The organism is Noviherbaspirillum sp., from assembly GCF_035254685.1.
Taxonomy (GTDB): Bacteria; Pseudomonadota; Gammaproteobacteria; order Burkholderiales; family Burkholderiaceae_D; genus Noviherbaspirillum.
On record NZ_DATFAI010000044.1, the window covers coordinates 37,164 to 59,200 of the forward strand.

At 62.8% G+C, this 22,037-nt stretch carries 16 protein-coding genes; 8 read left to right on the plus strand and 8 right to left on the minus strand.

Features of this window, described 5'->3' with window-relative positions; translation table 11 throughout:
- Window positions 1-8: 8 nt before the first annotated feature.
- Window positions 9-1,001, minus strand: a complete 993-nt coding sequence (locus tag VJ698_RS20815) for an aromatic/alkene monooxygenase hydroxylase subunit beta (protein WP_324104728.1) — start codon at window positions 999-1,001, stop codon at window positions 9-11.
- Between the two features lie 65 nt (window positions 1,002-1,066).
- Window positions 1,067-1,321: a phenol hydroxylase subunit gene (locus VJ698_RS20820; RefSeq protein WP_324104729.1), complete on the minus strand. Its 255-nt coding sequence runs from the start codon at window positions 1,319-1,321 to the stop codon at window positions 1,067-1,069.
- 359 nt (window positions 1,322-1,680) lie between these two features.
- Here VJ698_RS20820 and VJ698_RS20825 point away from each other — a divergent pair, with 359 nt between their 5' ends.
- Both VJ698_RS20825 and VJ698_RS20830 read left to right on the plus strand, forming a co-directional pair.
- Window positions 1,681-3,363, plus strand: coding sequence for a sigma 54-interacting transcriptional regulator (locus tag VJ698_RS20825; RefSeq protein WP_324104730.1), 1,683 nt, complete (start codon window positions 1,681-1,683; stop codon window positions 3,361-3,363).
- A 7-nt stretch (window positions 3,364-3,370) separates the two neighbouring features.
- The gene (locus tag VJ698_RS20830) at window positions 3,371-4,108 is read left to right on the plus strand and encodes an FCD domain-containing protein (protein ID WP_324104731.1); all 738 of its coding nucleotides are present in this window, start codon (window positions 3,371-3,373) and stop codon (window positions 4,106-4,108) included.
- Between the two features lie 329 nt (window positions 4,109-4,437).
- On the opposite strand, the gene VJ698_RS20835 is transcribed toward VJ698_RS20830, so the two are convergent.
- The gene (locus VJ698_RS20835; protein WP_324104732.1) at window positions 4,438-4,602 is read right to left on the minus strand and encodes a hypothetical protein; all 165 of its coding nucleotides are present in this window, start codon (window positions 4,600-4,602) and stop codon (window positions 4,438-4,440) included.
- A 132-nt stretch (window positions 4,603-4,734) separates the two neighbouring features.
- Here VJ698_RS20835 and VJ698_RS20840 point away from each other — a divergent pair, with 132 nt between their 5' ends.
- From VJ698_RS20840 to VJ698_RS20850, 3 genes are read left to right on the plus strand one after another with little or no spacing between them, the layout of a single operon-like run.
- A complete protein-coding gene (locus VJ698_RS20840) occupies window positions 4,735-5,154 on the plus strand; it encodes a DUF1924 domain-containing protein (protein ID WP_324104733.1) in 420 nt (139 codons plus the stop codon).
- Window positions 5,155-5,171: 17 nt separating this feature from the next.
- Complete coding sequence (locus VJ698_RS20845; protein WP_414691198.1) at window positions 5,172-5,660, plus strand: diheme cytochrome c; 489 nt, start codon at window positions 5,172-5,174, stop codon at window positions 5,658-5,660.
- Window positions 5,632-6,363 carry a cytochrome b/b6 domain-containing protein gene (locus VJ698_RS20850; protein WP_324104734.1) on the plus strand — a complete coding sequence of 244 codons (732 nt, stop codon included), beginning with the start codon at window positions 5,632-5,634 and terminating at the stop codon, window positions 6,361-6,363. Before VJ698_RS20845 ends, VJ698_RS20850 begins: the two co-directional genes overlap by 29 nt.
- 95 nt (window positions 6,364-6,458) lie before the next feature.
- Here VJ698_RS20850 and VJ698_RS20855 read toward each other — a convergent pair whose 3' ends face one another.
- Both VJ698_RS20855 and VJ698_RS20860 read right to left on the minus strand, forming a co-directional pair.
- Window positions 6,459-6,947: a glycine zipper 2TM domain-containing protein gene (locus VJ698_RS20855; protein WP_324104735.1), complete on the minus strand. Its 489-nt coding sequence runs from the start codon at window positions 6,945-6,947 to the stop codon at window positions 6,459-6,461.
- A 75-nt stretch (window positions 6,948-7,022) separates the two neighbouring features.
- The gene (locus tag VJ698_RS20860; protein WP_324104736.1) at window positions 7,023-7,577 is read right to left on the minus strand and encodes a glycine zipper 2TM domain-containing protein; all 555 of its coding nucleotides are present in this window, start codon (window positions 7,575-7,577) and stop codon (window positions 7,023-7,025) included.
- 247 nt (window positions 7,578-7,824) lie between these two features.
- Here VJ698_RS20860 and VJ698_RS20865 point away from each other — a divergent pair, with 247 nt between their 5' ends.
- Window positions 7,825-8,037, plus strand: a complete 213-nt coding sequence (locus VJ698_RS20865; RefSeq protein WP_324104737.1) for a hypothetical protein — start codon at window positions 7,825-7,827, stop codon at window positions 8,035-8,037.
- A gap of 55 nt (window positions 8,038-8,092) precedes the next feature.
- On the opposite strand, the gene VJ698_RS20870 is transcribed toward VJ698_RS20865, so the two are convergent.
- Together VJ698_RS20870 and VJ698_RS20875 are read right to left on the minus strand one after the other, a co-directional pair.
- Window positions 8,093-9,820 carry a methyl-accepting chemotaxis protein gene (locus tag VJ698_RS20870; protein ID WP_324104738.1) on the minus strand — a complete coding sequence of 576 codons (1,728 nt, stop codon included), beginning with the start codon at window positions 9,818-9,820 and terminating at the stop codon, window positions 8,093-8,095.
- 247 nt (window positions 9,821-10,067) lie between these two features.
- Window positions 10,068-12,989 (minus strand): PAS domain S-box protein, encoded by a 2,922-nt coding sequence (locus VJ698_RS20875; protein WP_324104739.1) that lies wholly within the window; start codon window positions 12,987-12,989, stop codon window positions 10,068-10,070.
- Between the two features lie 349 nt (window positions 12,990-13,338).
- Here VJ698_RS20875 and VJ698_RS20880 point away from each other — a divergent pair, with 349 nt between their 5' ends.
- Both VJ698_RS20880 and VJ698_RS20885 read left to right on the plus strand, forming a co-directional pair.
- Window positions 13,339-15,216, plus strand: a complete 1,878-nt coding sequence (locus VJ698_RS20880) for a potassium transporter Kup (protein ID WP_324104740.1) — start codon at window positions 13,339-13,341, stop codon at window positions 15,214-15,216.
- 137 nt (window positions 15,217-15,353) lie between these two features.
- Complete coding sequence (locus tag VJ698_RS20885) at window positions 15,354-18,722, plus strand: EAL domain-containing protein (RefSeq protein ID WP_324104741.1); 3,369 nt, start codon at window positions 15,354-15,356, stop codon at window positions 18,720-18,722.
- A 155-nt stretch (window positions 18,723-18,877) separates the two neighbouring features.
- Here the strand turns inward: VJ698_RS20885 and VJ698_RS20890 are convergent, their stop codons facing one another.
- Window positions 18,878-21,796: a PAS domain S-box protein gene (locus VJ698_RS20890; protein ID WP_324104742.1), complete on the minus strand. Its 2,919-nt coding sequence runs from the start codon at window positions 21,794-21,796 to the stop codon at window positions 18,878-18,880.
- Between the last annotated feature and the right edge of the window lie 241 nt (window positions 21,797-22,037).

Below are 22,037 nucleotides of genomic sequence, written 5' to 3' on the forward strand. Positions count from 1 at the left end.
ATGTCTCCTTACAGCGCGAGGCCGGCCTTGGTGGCGCGGATGTTGAATTCTTCTTTCAGCTCGGTCATGACCGCTTCGGCCTGTTCACCGAGCGCATGTTTCGCGAGCGGCAACAGCGCGGCGATGGCCTTGTCGCGGTACTGCGTTGTCCATTGCGACAGCAGCGCCTTGTTGTCGGCGGATTCGGCGGCGGCGGTCTTGATGCTGGCATCGACCCACTTGCGCGTCTCGGCGAACCACTCGGTCTGGAAGCGCGTGAGCATCGAGATGGTCGGGCCGGCCTGGGCGCAGAGCGCGTTGTCGATGTGTTGATAGACCAGCGGATAGAGCAGGCCGTCGAGCACGAGGTTTTGTGCGACGAACAGTTCGAACCAGTCCTTCACGACGAAACTGTCCTCGACGTAGCGGCGCAGGCCCTGCCACGTGGCGTTGTTCAGCCAGGCGTCCTTGGCGGCGTCGAGCGCGGTTTCGTCTTCGAGCAGCAGGCCGGCGCGGGTCAGGTATTGCGCGATGCCGAGATGGTCCATGGCCTGGTAGATGCACGGCTGGGTGATGGCCGTGCCGTAACCGTAGGCGCAGATGAAGGCGTTGTTCATGTTGGCGCCCCATTCCTGGTGGCGCAGCGGCAGCAGCACGTCGAGCGCGAGCTTGCGGGTCGCTTCCGGCAGGGCGGAAGCGAGGCCGCGCGATTCGACGAAATCGAAATCGCCCTCGGCGGTTTCCTGCATGCGGGCGCGGGCCAGCGTGTAGGTGCCGTAATAGAGCTGACGCGGGTCCTTGAAGGCGTACCAGTCGGCCATCTTCACCCTGGTGCGAGTGACGTCGAACAGCTCGTGGTCGGGATCCCACAGCGGGCGGTAGTGGAAATTGGCATCGGCCTGCACGCCGAGCGTGCCTTCCTGATAGCGTGACGCCGGCTTGTCGCCGCCGATACGGCGGGCAACGTTGTCGAACGTCTGCCGCATGGGTTTGATGCTGACGGTGCGTAGATCAATATGCATTGCTGACTCCTCCTGTTATTGAATCCGGCGCCGTTGGCAGCGCCGGTAATGCCTTGCCTGAAGCTTTACTTGAAGCGCTGGTGCGTGGCCTGCCGCAGATTCCAGTCCCACTGCGAAGCCTCGCCGGATGCCTGCGCCTTGCTGCCGAGCACGGTGACTGCGTTGGCCTCGCAGAATTCGGTAAAAGCTGGTGCCGGCAGGAGCAGCTCGACGAAGAGCTCCGGATCGCCGATGGAGAATTCGAACTCCACCATCCCGTTGTCACGGGTTTCCATGACGCGGACGTACTTGCGGGTCGTGTCGAAGGTTGAGGTGTTCATAGTCTCCGCCGTGCTTGTTGTGCAGGGACATATAGCAACCGCCGTGCCAAAATGTCGGCAAACAACAAAAATCTCGAGATTAATGATTTATGGTGCGACGCAGCGGATAATGGATGTCTCTGAAAATCCGGAATTCAAGCGGTGACAGGCATAGAAATTGTGCGGCGCAACGTAACCGGTATTGCTTTTTGTCTACGCATCAAATGATGAAGTCGCCGATTTTGGCTTCATCAAATGGTGATTATTTTCGATAATCAAGTAAAATCTCGAGAATATGAGCGGTGTCAGGCTGAAGCCGCTCGTGAGCTGTACGATTGGCAAGGTATTTGCCATCCACCACATATTGCTGGCAGGCTCCCATGATCAATTACCCCAACGACCTCGACCTGCGCCGCCTGGTCCGCTTCTCCGCCGAGGACGGCACCATCTGGCTGGCGGAACACCGCATGGTGCTGCTGCACACCGGCGCGCTGGCCGGACTGCGCAAGGAACTGCTCAATTCCGTCGGCCTCGAACATGCCCGCCGCGTGCTCACCCGCATGGGCTATGAGTCCGGCGTGCGCGATGCGGAACTGGCGAAAAAGCTGCGCGCCGGGCAGAGCGTGGTCGATGCCTTCGTGGTCGGCCCGCAACTGCACATGCTGGAAGGCATCGTGAAGGTCACACCGCTCGCCATCGACATGGACGTCAAGGCCGGCCGCTTCTACGGAGAATTCCAGTGGGACAACTCATGGGAAGCGGAATCGCACGTCAAGGAGTTCGGGCCGCAGAAGGATCCGGTGTGCTGGATGCTGCTCGGCTATGCCTCGGGCTACACCACCACGTTCATGGGCAGATTCATCCTGTTCAAGGAAACGCAATGCGTCGCCTGCGGTGATCCGCATTGCCACATCGTCGGCAAGCCGGTGGAGGAATGGCCGGATGCGGCGCAGCACACCGTGTATTACGAAGCGGACTCGATCGTCTCTCGCCTGCTCGAACTGCGCACGCAGGTCGACGCGCTGCGCTCCTCGCTGGACCAGCAGCGGCAGGTCGAGAACCTGATCGGCAGTTCGCCCCCCTTCCGCCGCGCCTGCGACCTGGTGGAGAAGGCCGCCAAGACCAATGTCACCGTGCTGCTGACCGGCGAGACCGGCGTCGGCAAGGAACGCTTCGCGCGCGCGCTGCACGACATGAGCAAGCGCGCCGACCGGCCCTTCGTCGCAGTCAACTGCGCGGCGCTGCCGCATGACCTGGTCGAATCCGAACTGTTCGGCGTCGAGAAAGGTGCCTTCACCGGCGCGCACGCGACGCGGGCCGGCAAGTTCGAGCGCGCCGAGGGCGGCACGCTCTTTCTTGATGAAATCGGCGAACTGCCGCTGGCGGCGCAGGCGAAGATCCTGCGCGTGCTGCAGGAGGGCGAGATCGAACGGCTGGGCGACGACCAGACACGCAAGGTGAATGTGCGCATCGTCGCCGCCACCAACGTCGAGCTGCAGCGGGCCGTAAAGGACGGACGTTTTCGCGCCGACCTGTATTACCGCCTCAATGTCTACCCGATCGAGATCCCGCCCCTGCGCGAGCGCGCGCTCGACATCCCGCCGCTGGTCAACGCGATGATCGAGAAGTTCAACGCCATGCATGGCAAGCGCGTGGCAGGCATCACCGACAAGGCGATGAAGGCGCTAAAAGCCTACCAGTGGCCGGGCAATGTGCGCGAGCTGGAGAACATGATCGAGCGCGGCATCATTCTCGCGCCCGCCGACGGCTGGATCGAACTCGAACACCTGTTCCCGAGCCTGGGCGAAGCGGAAATGCGCTCGATCGGCATCGGCGAGCAAGGCATCCTCACGGAAGCGCGCCCATTGGAACAGGAGCGCCTGTGTGATGCCATCATGGGCAGCGGCATGTCGCTCGACGACATCGAAAGCATGCTGCTGCGCGAAGCGGTCGAGCGTTCGGACGGCAACCTCGCCGGCGCGGCGCGCATGCTCGGCCTGACGCGCCCGCAACTGACCTATCGCCTCAAACGCAACCAGGACCACGCTCCGGACAAGGAGTAGAAACACCATGCTGCATGCTCAAAAATTCAACACCGCTTTCCGCGAGGCCGACACGGCACCCAGCACCCTGACCGAGGGCACTTACCTGCAACTGCGCAGCGACATCATCGAGGGGCGGTTGCAACCCGGCGAGAAACTGCGGGTGGAGCACCTGAAGGACCGCTACAACGCCGGTGCAGGCACCTTGCGCGAGGCGCTGTCGCTGCTGCTGTCGGACGCGCTCGTCGTCAGCGAGGGGCAGCGCGGCTTCCATGTCGCGCCGATGTCACTGACCGATCTCGAAGACATCACGCGCACCCGCGTACTGGTGGAAGGCGAAGCACTGCGCCAGTCCATCCTGGCCGGTGACGACGAATGGGAAGCGCGGCTGGTCGCCGCCTTCCACAAACTGACCAGGACCGAGGAGAAACTCGGCGATCGCGAACAGGCTCGCGTGCGCGAGTGGGAAATGCGCAACCGCGAATTCCATGAAGCGCTGATCGACGGCTGCGATTCGCGCTGGCTGCGCTACCTGATCGGCCTGCTCTACCGGCAATCGGAACGCTACCGCCACCTGGCCATTTCACAGCATTCGATCGCGCGCGACGTGCACGCCGAGCACACGGCGATCTACGACGCCGCGCTGGCACGCGACGTCGAGAAGGCGCTGGCCGCCATCGAAACACACATCCAGCTGACCTTCGAAGCAATCCGCAGCATCATGCCGGAGCTGGATCAGGCGTCTGGCTCCACGGAAGATCGGTAGGTCGTTCGGTTGGATTTGATGACGCGGGTCTTGGCGCATTGCGGTGATGGTCAGCGTGCTTATTTTTGTCCACGGAAAACACGAAAAGCACGGAAGATTTTTTTCCGTGTTTTCTGTGTTTTCCGTGGACATGATTTATCAGATTGCACGCCGGAGCTGCATCGGGCGTTTGACTCCACGGAAGATCGGTAGATCGTTCGGCTGGATTTGAGGACGCGGGTCTTGGCGTATTGCGGTGATGGTCAGCGTGCTTATTTGTGTCCACGGAAAACACGAAAAACACGGAAGATTTTCTCCGTGTTTTCTGTGTTTTCCGTGGACAGAATTGATCAGGTCAGATGCCTGTCCACAGAGACGCTCGCGGTCATTGCTTCGCCGGGATTCGTTCCAAGGCTCATCGGGATCGACAGGAAGGTTGTCAGGACGACCGGCACGATCGCAGCGCATACGACATACAGGTACTGACGGACGAAGATTCGAAGTGCGGGATGCATGATGATTCCTTTCTTTTTTGTGAATCGGACAGCTGCATCCTCGCCGCTGAAGCTTAAGCAAATCTGAGAACGCTCTTAAGAAAGCCTTAAGATCGCCTGCGCATCATGGGCACTCCAACGAAAGGAGTTCCCATGAAATTGTCGTTTCCGCATCGATTCTCGCCTGGATTCCTGGCCGCCCTTGCGCTGGCCGGCGCCGCCCTGGCGCCTGTTGCGCAGGCTGCAACGCCTGCGGAACTTCTGTCTGGCTATACCGCGCAGGCAGGCGCGCCGGCATCAGCCGCGCGCGGCCAGCAATTCTTCACCTCCCGCCATGGTCGCGAATGGAGCTGCTCGTCGTGCCATGGCGCGGTGCCGACGCAAACCGGCAAGCATGCATCCACCGGCAAGACCATCAGCGCACTCGCACCAGCCTTCACCCCGGAACGCTTCACCGACGCGGCCAAGACCGAGAAATGGTTCCGCCGCAACTGCAATGACGTGGTGGGCCGCGAGTGCACGCCGGCAGAGAAAGCCGACGTGCTGAGCTGGCTGCTGACGCTCAAGCCCTAACGCCTGGAGAACTCACTATGCGCAATCCACTTCACACCCAGGCACGCCGCGCCTTGTTCGGTCTCGGCGCGCTGCTGTGCTTCAACTTGGCGGCCATGGCCGACGACGACCATCACGGCCGGCGCGTGCCGCTCTCGCCGCAATACAAGCAGGAATGCGGATCCTGCCACGTGCCCTACCCGCCCGGCCTGCTGCCCGCGGCGTCATGGCAGCGACTGATGCAAAACCTGCCGCAGCACTTCGGCACGGATGCTTCGCTCGATCCGGCCGCCACGAAGCAAATTGCGGCCTGGCTGGACGCGAACGCCGGCACCGGCAAGCGTGCGCGCGAAGAACCGCCGCAAGACCGCATCACGAAGTCGGCGTGGTTCGTGCGCAAGCATGACGAAGTGCCCGCCGCCGACTGGAAACGACCGGCAATCAAGAGCGCCGCCAATTGCGCCGCCTGCCACCCTCAAGCTGATCAAGGAGCATTCAATGAACACGATGTCCGAATCCCGCGATAACACTGTCGTCGCAGAAACGAAAACCCGCCAGGTCCTGGTGTGGGACGTGCCGGTGCGCGTCTTCCACTGGCTGATGGTGCTGAGCTTTGCCGGCGCCTATCTCACCGCGGAAAGTGAACGCTGGCGCCTGCTGCACGTGACGCTGGGCTACACCATGGCTGGCCTGGTCGCCTTCCGCATTCTTTGGGGCCTGGTCGGCACGCGCTACGCCCGCTTCTCCAGCTTCGTGCGCGGCCCGCAGGCGGTGATGCACTACCTCCGTTCATTGCTCAGCGGCCGGCCGGAACACCATACCGGCCACAATCCGGCAGGCGCGCTGGCCATTCTCGCCCTGCTGGGACTGACGGCGGCCGTTGCGGTGACCGGATGGGCAAACTACAACGAACTCGGCGGGGACTGGCTGGAAGAAGTGCATGAAGCATTTGCCAACATCATGCTGGCCATCGTCGGCGTGCACGTGGCGGCGGTGATCCTGAGCAGCTGGCTGCACGGCGAGAACCTGGTGCGTGCAATGATCAACGGCCGCAAGCCGGGCCGCCCCGAGGAAGGTATCCGCAGCGCGTGGCGCACGGTGGCCGCGCTGATGCTGGCGGCAGTGCTGGGCTTCTGGTGGCTGCAATGGCAAGGCGCGCCGTCGGGCGATGTCGGAGACGGTGTGACCGTCACGTCGAAGGCTGCGCATCATGGCCATGATGACGACTGAAATCTGAGACCTCCTCAAACGAAAAACCCGCATCTTCCGGTGCGGGTTTTTCTTTTCGTGCCTTGGGTCATGCGACGCATTGCATCAACATTGCATCAATCATCGTCGTCATCATCATGATGGTGGTGGCGATGATGCTTCCAGTGCTCATTGCGATAAGGCGGACCGTAGCGGTCCACGTAATAGACGCGCTGCTCGATGACGGGCACCGGCTGCTCGATCACTTCGACGCGCTGGCGCACCACGGGAACGCGCACATGGTCGACCACCGTGCGGCAGCGCTGCACGTTCTGGTAGGAGGTCGACGGCGTGCGCGAAGACATGCGATCGCCCACCACGGCGCCGGTCATGGCGCCGACCGCGGTGGCAACCGTCCTTCCGTTGCCGCGACCGACCTGGTTGCCGATGATGCCGCCAGCGATGCCGCCGACGACGGCGCCGCCGTAGTCCTGCCCGGCCGTCTGCACCGGCACCTGCTCATTCCAGCATTCCTGGCGGGGTCGTTCGACGATCTGGTACTCGGTCGCGGACGCCGCCAGCGGCACCGCCACAGCAAACAAGACGCAGACTGCTTTGCTCAACATGATGTTCTCTTCGTGTTGTTGTTCGGGGGAGGCATGTTATCCGCGCCGCTGCCTCCGGTCGGCTGAGACGATTTCCTATTGACCGCTTTGGCCGCTCTGGTTCTTCTTCGCAATTTCGTTGCCGATGTAGCCACCACCGATCGCGCCGGCGACCGTGGCCAGCGCACGTCCGTTGCCGTGACCGACCTGGTTGCCCAGAAGTCCGCCGACCACCGCGCCGATGCCGATGCCGACCGGGCTGTTCTGTGCCACCGGCGCCGGCTGCGGCGCGGGGGCGGGCGCCTGCGATGCGTAGGTCACCGGCTGGGCGGCGGCCGTCGTGGTGTGATGATGCACGACATGCGTATGTTGCGCGGTACGGACCGGCGCCTGGTAGGAAGGCGCCGGCGCGACGGCCTGCGGCGCGGGTTGCGCGACAACCGGGGCCGGCGCGACCATTGCCTTGCTGTCAATCGACGGAGCCTGCGCAGCCTGCACGGCCTGGGTATCCTGTACCGGCGCGTTGCCGCTGTGCGACGCGGGAAGGATGCCGGTAATGGCAGCCGCACCGACCAGGCTGACCAGCATGACCGATGCTGCGGCGCCGGCCATCAAGGGGTGGATACGCTTCGGTGACTGATTCGATTCCATGTTTGCTTCCTCTGTAAAAATCGGGTGTTCGCAGGCATGTTAACGCCCGGGCTCGGGAGGAAGACTTTATGGCGATGTTTCAGGAGTAAGCGAATGTAACCTGCGCTCCTGCCGACAGCCAGGGCACGTGCGCCGCAGGCGGAAGTGCAACATTTTGTAAGCGCGGTCGGCGCGCATGGAAGCAGGGTCGTTATTCCGACCAACAGAGGAATGTCTCCCCTGCCTTCAAGATGAAAGAGAGCCCCCCATGAAAAAGATCATCGCTATCGCTGCCCTGCTGGCTGTCGCCGGTGTCGCCAGCGCGCAGAACGCTGCTTCCGCCTCCGCTCCGGCCGCTGACGCTGCTCCGGCAGCAGCTCCGGCAAAGGTCCACAAGACCGCGCACAAGAAGCACGTCAAGCATGTTGCCAAGAAGGCGCACGCCAAGGCTGCCAGCGCCGACGCTTCCGCAGCGAAGTAAGCCGTAACTGAAGCCAGTGACAAGCCCGCGCAAGCGGGCTTGTCTGCTTTTGGGGTCAGCGCAGCTTCTTGACTTCGCCGCGCAACCGGCCTCGCGTTCCTCCCGCCGCGCTCGCCGCAGGGTTGAAGCGGACTACCTGCGCGTTTCCGTTACCATGCAAAACGGTCGCCCGCCCCGTACCGGCAACGACAAGCGCCTCGGGTGCATTGCGGTCGAGCTTGAACACCGAGATCGCATCCGACATGCGACGCACCTGTTCCTCCAGCGATGCCGCCGCCGCAGCGGCCTGTTCGACCAGCCCGGCGTTCTGCTGCGTAGCCTCGTCCATCTTCAAAATGGCACCGTTGATCTGCTCGATGCCACCTCGCTGCTCCGCTGATGCCGCGGAGATGTCGCCCATGATGCCGCTGACACGCTGCACGGAGACAAGGATCTCCTTCATGGTCGTGCCTGCCTGATTGACGAGCACGGTTCCGGCATCGACCTTTCCGGAAGCCGCGTCGATCAGGTGCTTGATGTCCCTGGCGGCCGTCGCTGACCGTTGTGCAAGGCTGCGCACTTCGCCTGCCACCACGGCGAACCCCCGACCCTGCTCGCCTGCGCGCGCTGCTTCGACGGCGGCGTTGAGCGCCAGCAGATTGGTCTGGAAGGCGATGCCGTCGATCAGGCTGACGATATCGACCACCTTGCGCGACGAGGTGCTGATTTCCGACATCGTAATGACGACCTGTTCCACCACCTCGCCGCCCCGCGATGCGACGTCTGCAGCAGCAAGGCCGAGCTGGTTGGCCTGTGCGGCGTGTTCAGTGTTTTCACCGACGGCCGCAGCAAGCTGCTCCGCGCTGGCGGCTGTTTCTGTCAGGCTTTCCACCTGTGCTTCGGTGCGACGCGACAGGCCGAGGTTGCCGGCGACGATGTCGTGCGTGCCCGCGGCGATGGTTTCGATGTTGGCTCGCACGTCGCCGATGATCGCCTGCAGGTTGACATTCATCTGCTGCAAGGCGCCGAGCAGGTGGCCAATGTCGCTGTGGCGGGCAGCATGGAAGCCGGCGGACAAGTTGCCGCCGGCAATGACGCGTGCGGTCTGGGTGGCGTCGCGCACCGGCCGCACCACCGCGACATGCAGGAAGTACCAGAGGTAGAGGCACAGCAGGATGCCGGCCGAGCTGATGCCTGCAATGCTCCACGCGTGCAGCGTGGATTGCGGCAGCGCTGCTTCGAAACCGATGATGCCCAGCAGAAGCAGCAGCATGCAGATCACGCCCAGCTTCAGGCCGAGCAATTGCCCGATCGGCAGGTTCATGAGCGCGGCGATCTGCCCGGCCAGCCCGGTGCGCATCACGGCACCGCGGCGAAGCACGATGTTTTTTGCTTCCCCGTTGCGAATCTTTTCATACAAGGCTTCCGCGGCCTGCACCTGCTGCCGCTCGGGCCTGGTCCGCACGGACATGTAGCCGACGACGCGTCCGCCTTCGCGCACAGGGGTAACGTTTGCCAGCACCCAGTAGAAATCGCCGTTCTTGCGGCGGTTTTTCACCAGGCCAGTCCACGGAATGCCTTCCTTCAGCGTATTCCACAGGTCGGTGAATGCCTCGGGTGGCATATCGGGATGCCGGACCAGGTTGTGCGGCGCGCCCAGCAGCTCTTCTTCATCGAAGCCGCTGACTTTGATGAAGCCGGGATTGGCGTAAGTGATTCGTCCCTTGACATCGGTTTTGGAGACGAAGGCAATGTCTTCAGGCAGGACGTATTCCGAGTTCGTGACGGGAAGATTTTTCCGCATCGATTGTTTCCTCTATTCCGGATGGCGCTCATGTCGGCAAAACTCCGCGCAAGCGGGCCAAGGTCTTGCCCCTTACGATTTGTTGCCTATCGGAAAGCTCGATAATACACCAGTGACTTACAGTTTTTGATTTAAATCAACTTTTGGTATCAACGTTGCAATGGGAAATTGCTGAATAGACCAGATTTGCCGGCCGGCCGGAATGGCAGGGACGGCGTGCGTGCGCGCCCGGACTGGACTACGCGGCTTACGCCACATAGAAACGGAAACTGTCTTTCGTTCCGCGCTTGACGGCGTACATGGCGGCATCGGCATGCTTGAGGATGGCGTCCTCGTCCTGGCCGTCGTCCGGGAAGATGCAGATGCCGACGCTTGCGGTCACCTGGTGCATGGCACCGGCCAGCGTGACCGGCATGCGCAGCGCTGCGATGACTTTGCGGGCGATGCCCTCCAGCTGCGTCGTGTCGCCGGGCTCCTGGACGATCACCACGAATTCATCGCCCGCGAGGCGCGCGACGAAATCGCTTGCCCGCATGTTTTCGCTCAGGCGCTTCGCCGTTTCCTTGAGCAGCACGTCGCCGGCATCATGGCCCGAGGTGTCGTTGACCGCCTTGAAGTGGTCGAGGTCGATGAACATCAGCGCAAATTTCCGGCCGTAGCGCCGCGCCTGCTGCACCTGGAAGCTGAGCATCTGGTTGAACATCATGCGGTTCGGCAAGCCGGTCAGTATGTCGTGGCTGGCGAGATGGCGGATGCGCTCTTCCGCCAGTTTCCGTTCGGTAATGTCTTTGCCGGTGCCACGATAGCCGGTCAGGCGCCCTTCCGCATCGCGCATCGGCAGGCCGCTGACGCTGAGGTAGCGCGGTTCGGCGCCGGGCAGGCAGGTCTTCAGCACCAGTTCATAGAACGGCTGGCCGCCGGCGAGGCAGCCCTGGTGCTCCAGCCACTGGTCCATCGACACATTGTCGAAGGGCAGCTCCCACAAGGTCTTTCCAAGATAGTCTTCGGCGGCCATGCCGGTCCTGGCGTGCACCTCGCCATTGATCTGGACGAAACGGAAGCGGTTGTCCTGTTCCCAGTACCAGTCTGACGACAGCTCGGTCAGGTCGCGGAAACGCTCCTCGCTCGCGCGCAAGGCCGCTTCCATCTGGCGCCGCGCCGTGACGTCGCGCAGCATGCCGCGAAAACCTACCGGTTCGCCGCTGTCGTCCCTGACCAGCAGGATCGAACCTTCGCACAGCACGGTCGTGCCGTTCTTGTGCTTGAGCTGCCAGTCGAGCCCCTTCTTCGGCACGCCGGTGCGGAACACCTCGTTGAAGTTGGCGAACACATACGCCACCTCCCCCGGATTGTGATACTCGGAATAATTCAGGCCGATCAGCTCCTCCATGCGGTAACCGAACATGCGGCAGAACGCCTGGTTGCACAGCATCAGGGTGCCTGCAAGATCGACCTCGTAATAGGCCTCCTCGATGCTCTCAAGGATGGAGCGGTATTTTTCCTCGCTGGCGCGCAGCGCCTCCTCCGCCTCGCAGCGCGCCGTGATGTCGCGCGAGATGCCGCGAAACCCGATGGCCTTGCCGCTGGCATCGAGGATGAGCTGGGTCGAGGTCTGCACGATGCCATAGGTGCCGTCCTTGCTCCGCACCGGATATTCCGCCAGCTCGGCCGGCTGGCCGGTCCGGTACACCTGATTGAAGGCCTTGTAGATGGTGGCCGCCACGTCGGGATCGGCATAATCGCGATAGCCGAGCTGCAGCGCCTCCTCACGGGTGCACCTGTGCAGCCGGCACAACGCGTCGTTGACCAGTGTGTAGTTGCCCTCCAGGTCCACCTCGAAATAGCCGTCGCTCATGTCTTCAAGGATGCGGCGATACTTCTCTTCGCTTTCGCGCAAGGCGTCGACGGCCTTCCTGCGCTCGTTCTCGCGTTCGAAATTGTCGAGTGCGAACACGATGTCGCGTGCCATCCGTTCGAGCAGCTGCACGATTTCGTCATCGAAGGCATCGATGTCGCGCGAATACAGCAGGAGCACGCCGTCCGACTGTCCATTCCTGACCAGCGGGAAGGCCGCGCCCGCCGCCGCGCGTTCCTTGCCGGCCGCCTGGCGCCAGGGCTGCGAGCGCGGATCATTGATGAAATCGTTGATGACGCAGGGCTTGCGGCTGCGGAAGGCTGTGCCGACCAAACCCCGTCCTTCCGGCCGTTCCTGGTCGAAGCAGATGCGCAGCTTGCGCAAGGTGTCCGCGCCGACGCCGGCAAGCGCCGCCACTCTGGCCCATTCCGACTCCGGGTCCGGAAGCAGCACCGAAGCGCTGACGATCTGCCCGCCGCGCACCGCCACCTCGCACACCTGCTGGTACAGCTCGTCGGGAGAGCGCGCATGCAGGATGGCTTCGTTGGTGCCGCTGATGGCCGCGTACATCTGGCCGATGCGCACCGCCGCCCGCTCCACGCGCTTGCGCCGCGTGATGTCGCGGCCGATGCTCACGACCATCCATCGGCCGTCGATGCGTATCGCGCGGCGATGGATTTCAAACAGGAAGACTTCGCCGGCGCGGTTGTGCGCCCTGCCTTCGCTGGTCCGGCCGAGGCCGCCGCCCGCGATCAGTTCGTCGTAATCGGTTTCGATGGCCTGCCGGTGGGACAGAAGGATGTCTTCCGGCCCCATCGCCATCAGTTCCGCGCGCGAATAGCCGGTCAGTTCGCAGGCGGTTTCATTCATGTCGATGAAGCGCATGGTTTCGCGGTCGACCAGGAGAATGGGATCGCCCGACACCTCCACCGCCGCGCGGAAACGCCGCATTTCCTCTTCGCGCCGCCGTTCCAGAGTGATGTCATGCATTACGCCGCGATAGCCGGCGAACGCGCCCGCGGTGTCGAAGACCGGTTCGCCGGCCACCCGAAGAAAGCACCGTTCGCCCGACGCGAGTTGCCAGCGCCATTCAACATCCCGAAAAGGCTGGCGGCGATGGATCATGCCGCGCCAGTCCTGCCATGACGCCGGCCCGATGATGTCGGCGCATTCCCACGGCCGCTTTCCCGCGGCTGACTGGATGCCTTCGTCGTACGGGCGCGGCTGCGCGCGCGTACTCCGGACCAGGCTGAACCGGCAGTCGGTGTCCTGCTCCCAGTAGAAATCGGCACAGAGCGCAATCAGGCTGTTCATCGAAGGGAGATGCCGTCCATGGAGGCGGCGCTGCTTGGAGATCCAGAGAAAATTGCCACAAGGAAATCAAAAATGCAATCGTCTATCTGGACGATTTCGGTTTTGCTGCGCCGCATTTCGTGGAGCGTACGGCGCGTTAGGGGTGTCCACGGAAAACACGGAAAGCACGGAAATCAAGACAAGATATTTTCCGTGCCTTCCGTGTTTTCCGTGGACACAAGACCTTCGTCCGCATATTCCGTTGCCCCGAATACGTCACGTGCCGGAAGATCTGGCGCAGCATGCGGAACTGGCAAATGCGATAACATTTGCCTTCCTTGCACCGCAACAAAAACCGGAGGACGACGTTTTGGATCTGCAATCCCGGAAGAGCAGCCTTTCCTCACTGATCCTGGCCGCCATCGGCGTCGTGTATGGCGACATCGGTACCAGCCCGTTGTATACGATGAAAGAAGTGTTCTCTGCCGAGCATGGCCTGCCGCTCAACCCGGAAAATGTGCTGGGCGTCGTCTCGCTCATCTTCTGGGCGCTGGCGATCATCGTTTCCCTCAAGTACGTCACGCTGGTGCTGCGCGCCGACAACCGCGGCGAAGGCGGGATCATGGCTCTGGTGGCGCTGGCCCTGTCTTCGGTAACGACGAGGTCGCGCTGGTATGCGCCGCTGGTGCTGGTCGGGCTGGTCGGCGCCTCGCTCTTCTTCGGCGACGGCGTGATCACGCCGGCCATTTCCGTACTCTCGGCCATCGAAGGGCTGGAAGTGGCCACGCCGGCGTTCAAGCCCTACGTCGTGCCGCTGACGGTCGCCGTGCTGGTCGGCCTGTATGCCCTGCAAAGCAGGGGCACGGCCGACATCGGGAAATGGTTCGGGCCGATCCTGCTGACCTGGTTCCTCGCGCTGGCGGCGATGGGGGTCGTCAACATCGTCGAGTCGCCGCGGGTGCTTGCCGCGCTCAATCCCCTGCACGCCTTCCGCTTCCTCGGACAAAACGGCTGGCTGGCATTCATCGCGCTGGGCGCGGTCGTGCTGGCGGTGACAGGCGTGGAAGCCTTGTATGCGGACATGGGCCATTTCGGCAGGACAGCAATCCGTTCGGCATGGTTCGGAATCGTCTTTCCGTCGCTGGTGCTGAATTATTTCGGCCAGGGCGCGCTGCTTCTGGCAAACCCGGCGGCGGTGACGAATCCGTTCTACCAGCAACTTGGGTCGTGGAGCGTGTATCCGCTGGTGGCACTGTCGACGGTGGCCACGGTGATCGCATCCCAGGCGACCATCTCCGGCGCCTTTTCCGTGTCGCAGCAGGCAATCGCGCTCGGCTTCCTGCCGCGCATGAAGGTGGTGTACACCTCGGAACGCGAGAAGGGGCAGATCTACATTCCGCTGGTCAACTGGATGCAGATGACGGTGGTGATCCTGGCGGTGGTCGGATTCGGCTCTTCTTCCAAGCTCGCCTCGGCCTATGGCATCGCCGCCACCGCGACCATGCTGATGACGACCATCCTGACCTTCTTCGTGATCCGCTACGGCTGGCATTACAACCCGCTGCTGTGCTGGGCGGCCACCGGTTTCTTCCTCACCATCGACCTTACACTGTTCTCCGCCAACATCCTGAAAGTGCTGCACGGCGGCTGGTTCCCACTGGCGCTCGGCGCGGTCTCAGTGACGCTCATGCTGACCTGGCGCGACGGCCGGCAATTGGTCTACGACAACCTGAAAAAGCACCTGGTGCCGATGGGCGATTTCCTGCAGTCGCTGTTCCTCAGTCCGCCGGTGCGCGTGGAGGGCACGGCAGTCTTCTTCCGCGCCGAGGGCGACGGCGTGCCGCATGCGATGCTGCACAACCTCGTGCATAACAAGGTGCTTCATGAGCGCACGGTGTTCCTGACGGTGTTCAATGCGGATATCCCTTTCATACCGCCGCAGGAGCGCATCAAGGTGCGCTCGCTCGGCCACCAGTGCTACCAGCTGGATGTGCATTACGGCTTCAAGGACGATCGCGACATCCCGGCGGCGCTGGTGCAATGCAAGGACGCCGGCCTGGAGTTCGACACCATGTCCACTTCCTATTTCATCTCGCGCCAGACGGTGATCCCACGCGTGGGCACTGGCATGGCTTTCTGGCGCGAATCCTTGTTCGCGATGATGTCGCGCAACGCACGCGACGCGGCCGATTATTTCCGCATTCCGACGAACCGCGTGATCGAATTGGGCAATCAAGTGGAAATATGATCAGCAAAAGAATATTTCCTAAATGAAATTCCTGCGCTAAGCTACGACGGTTTCACATTACCGTCGCTGCCAGACAAATGCGATTCTGACAACAGGCCGGGAATCATGCATGGTGACCCGACCATCCAATGGGAGACATGGAAGCAATCGAAAAGATACTGGCTGAGTCCGGGCCAGGGCCAGCGCCAAAGCTGGTGCCGGGACGCAAGCGCCTGCCCCTGAAAACGCGGCTGATCGTGCTCGCGGTGGGGCTGCTTGCAGCCTTTATCTGGGCACTGACCTTCTTTTCGGCGACGATCCTCAAGGGCCAGTTTGAAGACGTACTGCGCGACCAGCAGCTCGCTTCCACGCGGCGGCTCGCGGTGGAACTGGACGTCAAGCTGAGGGAACGCATCGAAAGCCTGAACCGCGTCGCGGCGACGCTGCCGCCGGACCTCGGCGAGAAGGGGCTGGATGCCGCGCTGCGGCAGTTCGTCACTCTGCACGCGATCTTCTCCGGCGGCATTACCATCATTGGCCTGGACGGCGTCGCCATCGCCGATTTCCCCGTTGCTCCGGGACGGCGCGGCACCTATTTCGGCGACCGCGATTATTTCCGACGCGTCGTGCAATCGCAGCACCCCTACATCGACAAGCCCATCATTGGGCGCGCGCTGAAGCGCCCGGTGCTGGTCATCTCGGTTCCGGTATTCGACGAGGCCGGCAAGCTGCGCGCCGTGATGAACGGCATTACCGACCTCACCGCGCCGAATTTCCTCGGTCTCATTTCCCAGCCCGAGATGTCCGGCAAGGGCGAGCTGTTCGTGATTTCCCCGCACGACGGACTGATCATCGCCGCCAGCGATGCCAGTCGCGCAATGACGGCGACTCCGCCAAACGGTATCGCTACCGTGGTCGACCGCCTGTTGGACAGCGACGAAGGCTCCGGCGTCGGCGTCAGCTCGCAAGGCGTGCCCAAACTGTATTCCGCCGTCCGCGTACCGGTCGCAAAATGGGTCGTGCTGTCGGCCTTGCCGACCGAGGTCGCCTTCGGGCCGGTGCGCACCATGCAGGTCTACCTGTATGCACTGGCCGCCATCATGACCCTGCTCGCCGTCCTGATCCTGCGCCACATGACGAAGCGCCTGCTGGCGCCGCTCGACGAAGCCACGGCCGCGATACGGCGCATGATCGGCGGCGAAGCGCCAATGCAGCCGGTGCCCGTAACGCGCCAGGATGAAGTCGGTGAACTGATCGGCAATTTCAACCTGCTGGTCGAAGACCGGCAGCGCTACGAAACCGCGCTCGGTGAAAGCGAACGCAAGCTGCGCAAGCTGGTCGACAGCGCGCCGGAGGCAATCGTGGTCCAGACGAAGGGACGCTTCGCCTATGTGAATGATGCCGCGGTGAGCTTGTTCGGCGCGGCCTCGCGCGAGCAGTTGCTGGGCCGCTCCGTCATCGACCGCATTCCGCCGGAAATGCATCTCGAGGCGCTGGAACACATGCGCCGCCTCAAGGAGGAAAGAAGCCCGGTGCCGCAGCGTGAAGGAAAGCTCCTGCGCATGGACGGCACGCGGATCGATGTGGAGCTGTCGGCAGTGCCCTTCTTCCATGAAGACGAGCATGGCGCGCTGGTGTTCGCACGCGACATCACCGACCGCAAGCGCGCCGAGGAAACCCAGGAGAAGCTCAATCGCGCGCTGCGCCTCTTGAGCGACTGCAACATGGCGCTGGTGCATGCCGAGCGCGAACAAAGCCTGCTGGATGAAATCTGCCGCCTTGTCGTCACCCGCGGAGGCTACCTGATGGCCTGGGTCTGTTATCCGGAACAGAATGAGCAAAAATCGGTACGGCCGATGAGCCACTTCGGCCGCAACGAGGGCTACATCGAAAGTGCCAATGTCACGTGGGCCGACAACGAGCGCGGACAAGGCCCGATAGGGCGCTGCGTTCGGACCGGCAAGATCCAGGTCAACCAGAACTATCTCGACAATCCCGCCATGGCTCCATGGCGCGAGTCCGCCGCCCGGCGCGGCTTCCGCTCGAGCATCGCGCTACCCCTGAAAATCGACCAGAACATGTTCGGCGTGCTGTCGATCTATTCGCGCGACCCGGAATCCTTCGCCGAGGACGAAGTGCGCCTGCTGGAAGAGCTGGCCACCGACCTGACCTTCGGCATCAGCACCCTGCGCGTGCGCATCCAGCGCGAGGCGGCGGAGGAAAAGCTGGCCTTCCTCGCGCATTACGACCCGCTCACCCACCTGCCCAACCGCGTGCTGCTGCGTGACCGTTTCGAGCGCGCGGCGGCACGCGCCGCCCGCCAGCACCGGCGCGTCGCCATGCTGGTGCTCGACCTCGACAACTTCAAGCGCGTGAACGACAGCCTCGGCCACGAGGTCGGCGACCTGCTGCTGCTGCGCGTGGTCGAACGGCTGAAACATTGCATCAGCGAAGGCGACACCATCAGTCGCCAGAGCGGCGACGAGTTCGTGATCCTGCTGCAGGATCTGTACGATACCGGCGCCGTCGGGCGCATCGCGCAGTCCATCCTCGATGCGGTCTCGGAACCGTTCGAGATCGGCGAACACACCATCAGTACTTCCTTCAGCATCGGCATCGGCATGTATCCGGGCGACGGCAACGATTTCGATACCCTGCTCAAGAACACCGACGCCGCGCTCTATCACGCCAAGGACAACGGGCGCGACACCTATCACTTCTTCGCCAACACGATGAACGTCGATGCGCTGGCGAGCATGCAGCTGCACAGCAACCTGCGCAAGGCGGTCAAGAACCAGGAGTTCCTGCTGCACTACCAGCCGCAGATCGACATCGGCAGCGGCGCAATCGTCGGCGCGGAAGCGCTGGTGCGCTGGCGCGGCAGCGATGGTGCGCTGGTCGCGCCGGGCCATTTCATTCCGATGGCGGAGGAAAGCGGGCTGATCGTGCCGATCGGCGAATGGGTCCTCAATGAAGCCTGCCGCCAGGCGAAGGAATGGATCGACGGCGGCATGGCACCGCTGGTGGTCGCGGTCAACCTGTCGGCGCAGCAGTTCCGGCGCGGCGATATCGTCGACACGGTGCGGCGCGCGCTGGCGCAATCGGGCCTGCCGCCGGCATTGCTCGAGCTGGAGCTGACGGAATCGATCCTGCTGCAGGACACCGCCGGCGTGATGGAAACGCTGCACAGTCTCAAGAAGCTCGGCGTGCTGCTCTCGATCGACGACTTCGGCACCGGCTATTCCAGCCTTGCCTACCTGAAAAAACTGGCGGTCGACAAGCTGAAGATCGACCAGAGCTTCGTGCGCGACCTGTCGGTGGATGCGGACGACGAAGCCATCGTGAAGGCGGTCATCCAGCTCGGCCACGCGCTGCAGTTGCACGTGGTGGCGGAAGGTGTCGAAACCGAAAGCCAGCTCGCCTTCCTGCGCAAGCACGGCTGCGACCACGCGCAGGGTTACCTGATCACGCGCCCGCTGCCCGCGCCAGATTTCCAGCGTTTTGCGGAGAAGTCGAGGTCTGCCTGATTATCCAGATAATAATGATGATGGATAAAGGATCGCAGGGTAGCTTGAGCAAAGCGAAACCCGCCAATGCCTCGACTGCCGATAATTCACCATCGATACCTGCCAACGCTGTCATGGTGCACGCAGTGCGCCCTGCGTCTTTGTCCGGATGATCACTAATGAAGGCCTGACAGCCGGTCCGCGCGCGGCATCCTGTTGATGCGCGACAGGCTGCCGTCCAGGATCATCTCCTCGAATTTCTGCGCCGGCACTGGCGGGCTGAAAATGAAGCCCTGTGCGCTGGTGCAGTCACGCGCTTTCAGGTAGGCCAGTTGTTCCGCCGTTTCCACGCCGCCGGCCGCCACTGCAATGCCGAGGTTGTGCGCCAGGCTGATGATGGCCGAGGTAATGGCCGAGTCTTCGCGCCGGTGCGGCAGGTGCTGCACGAAGGTCTTGTCGATCTTGAGCGCATCGACGCCGAACTCCTTGAAATCGGTCAGCGGGGTGGCGCCGGTGCCGAAATTGTCGATGACCAGGCGAATTCCAAGCGCGCGCAGTTCGGCCAGCACCGCCTTGATTTCCGGATGCTGGCCCAGCATCGCTTCCGGCACTTCGAGCTCCAGGTCGCAGGGAGCCAGTCCCGCGTCGCGCAGGACGGACGGGATCAGCGCCACGAATTGCGGATCGTTGAACTGCCGCGCCGAGCAGTTGATCGACAGGCGCAGGCCGCCGAGCCCTTTCGCCTGCCACTGCCGCACCTGGTGACAGGCCTCGCGCAACGCCCATTCGCCGATCTCGACCACCATGCCGGTCTGCTCGATGATGTCGAGGAACTCGGCGGGCAGCACCGTGTCCAGCTCCGTCGCATTCCAGCGCAGCAGGGCTTCCACCGCGGAGATTTTCCATTTTTCGAGGTCGACCAGCGGCTGGTAGTACAGCTCGAACTGGTTGTTCTTCAGGGCGCTGCGCAATGCGGTTTCGCGGTCGCGCCGCCAGGCCTGGCGGGAAACCAGGTCCGAGGTATAGAACTGGTACGTGTGCCGCCCCGCCTCCTTGGCGCGATACAGGGCGAGGTCGGCGCGCTTGAGCAGCTCGACCGAATTCTTCCCGTCCGCCGGATGGATGCAGATGCCGATGCTGGTGCCGCTCATCACTTCGTTCGATTCGAGCTGATAGGGGCGGCCGAGTTCCAGCACAAGCTTGCGCGCCAGGATTTCGGCGGCGCCCGGCTGCGAGGTGTCAGCCTGGATGACGACGAACTCGTCGCCGCCGAGACGGGCCACGAAATCGGTCTCGCGCAGGGTCGAGCTGATCCGCAGCGCCACTTCCTTCAACAGCAGGTCGCCGGTGTGATGGCCGAAGGTGTCATTGACGTGCTTGAATCGGTCGAGGTCGAGCAGCAGCACGGCCAGCGGCACGTTATTGCGCCGCGACAGCGCAATCGACTGGTGCAGATGATTGCTGAAGCTGACGCGGTTGGGCAGGCCGGTCAACATGTCGTGATTGGCGAGGAAGCGCGTCTGCTCGTCCGCCAGCCGCTGCGTCGTCTGGTCGCGCATGATCTTGACGAAGCCGCGCAGGCTGCCGTCCGGATTGCGCAGCGGCGTCACCACGCCGGTGGCCCAGAACCGGCTGCCGTCGCGCCGCAGATGCCAGCGGTCGTCTTCGGAACGGCCGATGGCAAGCGCCTCGTCCAGCTCGCGCATGGGCTCGCCCATTTTCTGGTCTTCACCGGTGAACAGGGTGGCGACCGGGAGGCCGATCGCCTCGGCCGCGGACAGCCCGAGGATCTTTTCGGCGCCGGGGTTCCAGCTCACGATCTCGCCGGCCGGGTCGATCGTCATGATCGCGTAGTCGGTGGATGCATCCACCAGCAGGCGGAAATCCTCCTGCGACTGCTTGAGCGCGCGCTCGGTTGCCTCCTGGTGGGTGATGTCGGTATTGGTTTCGAGATAGCGATACGGCTTCCCCCTGTGGAACTCCAGCGCCCACTCGCTGAACACGGTCAGTTCGCGCCCATCCTTCGTGGTGTGGATCAGCTTGCCCTTCCAGTAATGCTGCCGCTGCACGGTCGCCCGTATCTCGTCGAACGGCTGCGAGAAACGGGTCTTGAGCAGGCTGTGGCTCACCTGCCCGATGGCTTCGTCACGGCGGTAACCGTACATCCTTTCCGCGCTTCTGTTCCAATACGTAATGACGTTGTCGACGGTGTGCGCGATGATGGCGTCGTGCGAAAGATCGAGCAGGCTGGCCTGCTCCTGCAGCTGGTGCGCCTGCGCGGCAAGCATTTGCTCGCGTTGGCGCTGTTCGGTGATGTCATGCAATACCGTCACTGCGCCGGCCGGCGCGCCGTGGGCATCGAGCAGCGGACGTGCATTGATGCTCAGCCAGATGCCCTGCGTTCCTTCGGCATCGCCGGAGAGAAAGCCAACCATGCCGTCCACATGTTCGCCGCGCAATGCCCGCGCGGTCGGCCGTTGCTCGCGCGGATACGGCGTCTTGCCGTCCGGCTTCAGCAAGATGAAGGCATCGCTGCCCACCGGCTCACCCTTCCCCTGAAAATGGGCATGAAGTAGTCGCTTGCCCGCCGGATTCACCAGGATCAGGCGCCCGGACAGGTCGGCGACGGCCACCGCACTCGCCATACTCTGCAGGATCGAGGTCGTGAGGTTGACCTGCCGGTGCAAGTCTTCTTCGAGCGCTTTGCGTTGGGAAATATCGTGCAGCGAGGCAAAGAAAATCGTCCGGTCGGACGTGACGACCGGCACGACGCTCAGTTCCACCGTGATTTCCTGCCCATCCTTGCGCCGCGCAGGCAGTTCGGTGCGCGCGTACAGGCGCTTGCCTTCGCCGCTATTGAGGTAATGCCGGAGGCTCGCGAGGTGGGTCGCCCGCAGACGTTCCGGAATGAGGGTATCGGCCAGCGATGCTCCGAGCACTTCATCCCTGTTCCAGCCGAAAATGCGCTCCGCCTGGTTGCTCCATTCGATGATTGTGTCGTTACAGTCAATGGCGACGAATGCATCCAGCGCGTTGTCGATGATCAGCCGATACAGTTGCTCGGCCGTGTTTGCTTTTTGTAGCAGGCGTTTCATTCAAGCCCATCCGCTGGACGAAAGTGTGCAGTCAAGGGAATGTGACCGCGCAAGGCGGGCCGGGTTTCTTGATGCGGTGCCCGTGTTTCCGCGCTTCCCATGGCCGATCCCGCAAATCTTGACCTGGCTCAACCAGGAATCGGCGTGGCCTGCCTAACATGAACGAGAGGGTGGTGCATTGCAGCATCGCGAGTGAAACTTTTGCGAACCTTTTCGGCAGTGCAGCAAACCTTATCTGCTG

Coding starts and splice junctions, on each gene's coding strand:
- VJ698_RS20890 (WP_324104742.1), bottom strand. CDS start 21,796: ATGAAACGCCTGCTACAAAAAGCAAACACGGCCGAGCAACTGTATCGG.
- VJ698_RS20865 (WP_324104737.1), top strand. CDS start 7,825: ATGAAAAAGATCATCGCTATCGCTGCCCTGCTGGCTGTCGCCGGTGTC.
- VJ698_RS20845 (WP_414691198.1), top strand. CDS start 5,172: ATGCGCAATCCACTTCACACCCAGGCACGCCGCGCCTTGTTCGGTCTC.
- VJ698_RS20875 (WP_324104739.1), bottom strand. CDS start 12,989: ATGAACAGCCTGATTGCGCTCTGTGCCGATTTCTACTGGGAGCAGGAC.
- VJ698_RS20860 (WP_324104736.1), bottom strand. CDS start 7,577: ATGGAATCGAATCAGTCACCGAAGCGTATCCACCCCTTGATGGCCGGC.
- VJ698_RS20840 (WP_324104733.1), top strand. CDS start 4,735: ATGAAATTGTCGTTTCCGCATCGATTCTCGCCTGGATTCCTGGCCGCC.
- VJ698_RS20870 (WP_324104738.1), bottom strand. CDS start 9,820: ATGCGGAAAAATCTTCCCGTCACGAACTCGGAATACGTCCTGCCTGAA.
- VJ698_RS20830 (WP_324104731.1), top strand. CDS start 3,371: ATGCTGCATGCTCAAAAATTCAACACCGCTTTCCGCGAGGCCGACACG.
- VJ698_RS20885 (WP_324104741.1), top strand. CDS start 15,354: ATGGAAGCAATCGAAAAGATACTGGCTGAGTCCGGGCCAGGGCCAGCG.
- VJ698_RS20855 (WP_324104735.1), bottom strand. CDS start 6,947: ATGTTGAGCAAAGCAGTCTGCGTCTTGTTTGCTGTGGCGGTGCCGCTG.
- VJ698_RS20815 (WP_324104728.1), bottom strand. CDS start 1,001: ATGCATATTGATCTACGCACCGTCAGCATCAAACCCATGCGGCAGACG.
- VJ698_RS20820 (WP_324104729.1), bottom strand. CDS start 1,321: ATGAACACCTCAACCTTCGACACGACCCGCAAGTACGTCCGCGTCATG.
- VJ698_RS20825 (WP_324104730.1), top strand. CDS start 1,681: ATGATCAATTACCCCAACGACCTCGACCTGCGCCGCCTGGTCCGCTTC.
- VJ698_RS20850 (WP_324104734.1), top strand. CDS start 5,632: ATGAACACGATGTCCGAATCCCGCGATAACACTGTCGTCGCAGAAACG.
- VJ698_RS20835 (WP_324104732.1), bottom strand. CDS start 4,602: ATGCATCCCGCACTTCGAATCTTCGTCCGTCAGTACCTGTATGTCGTA.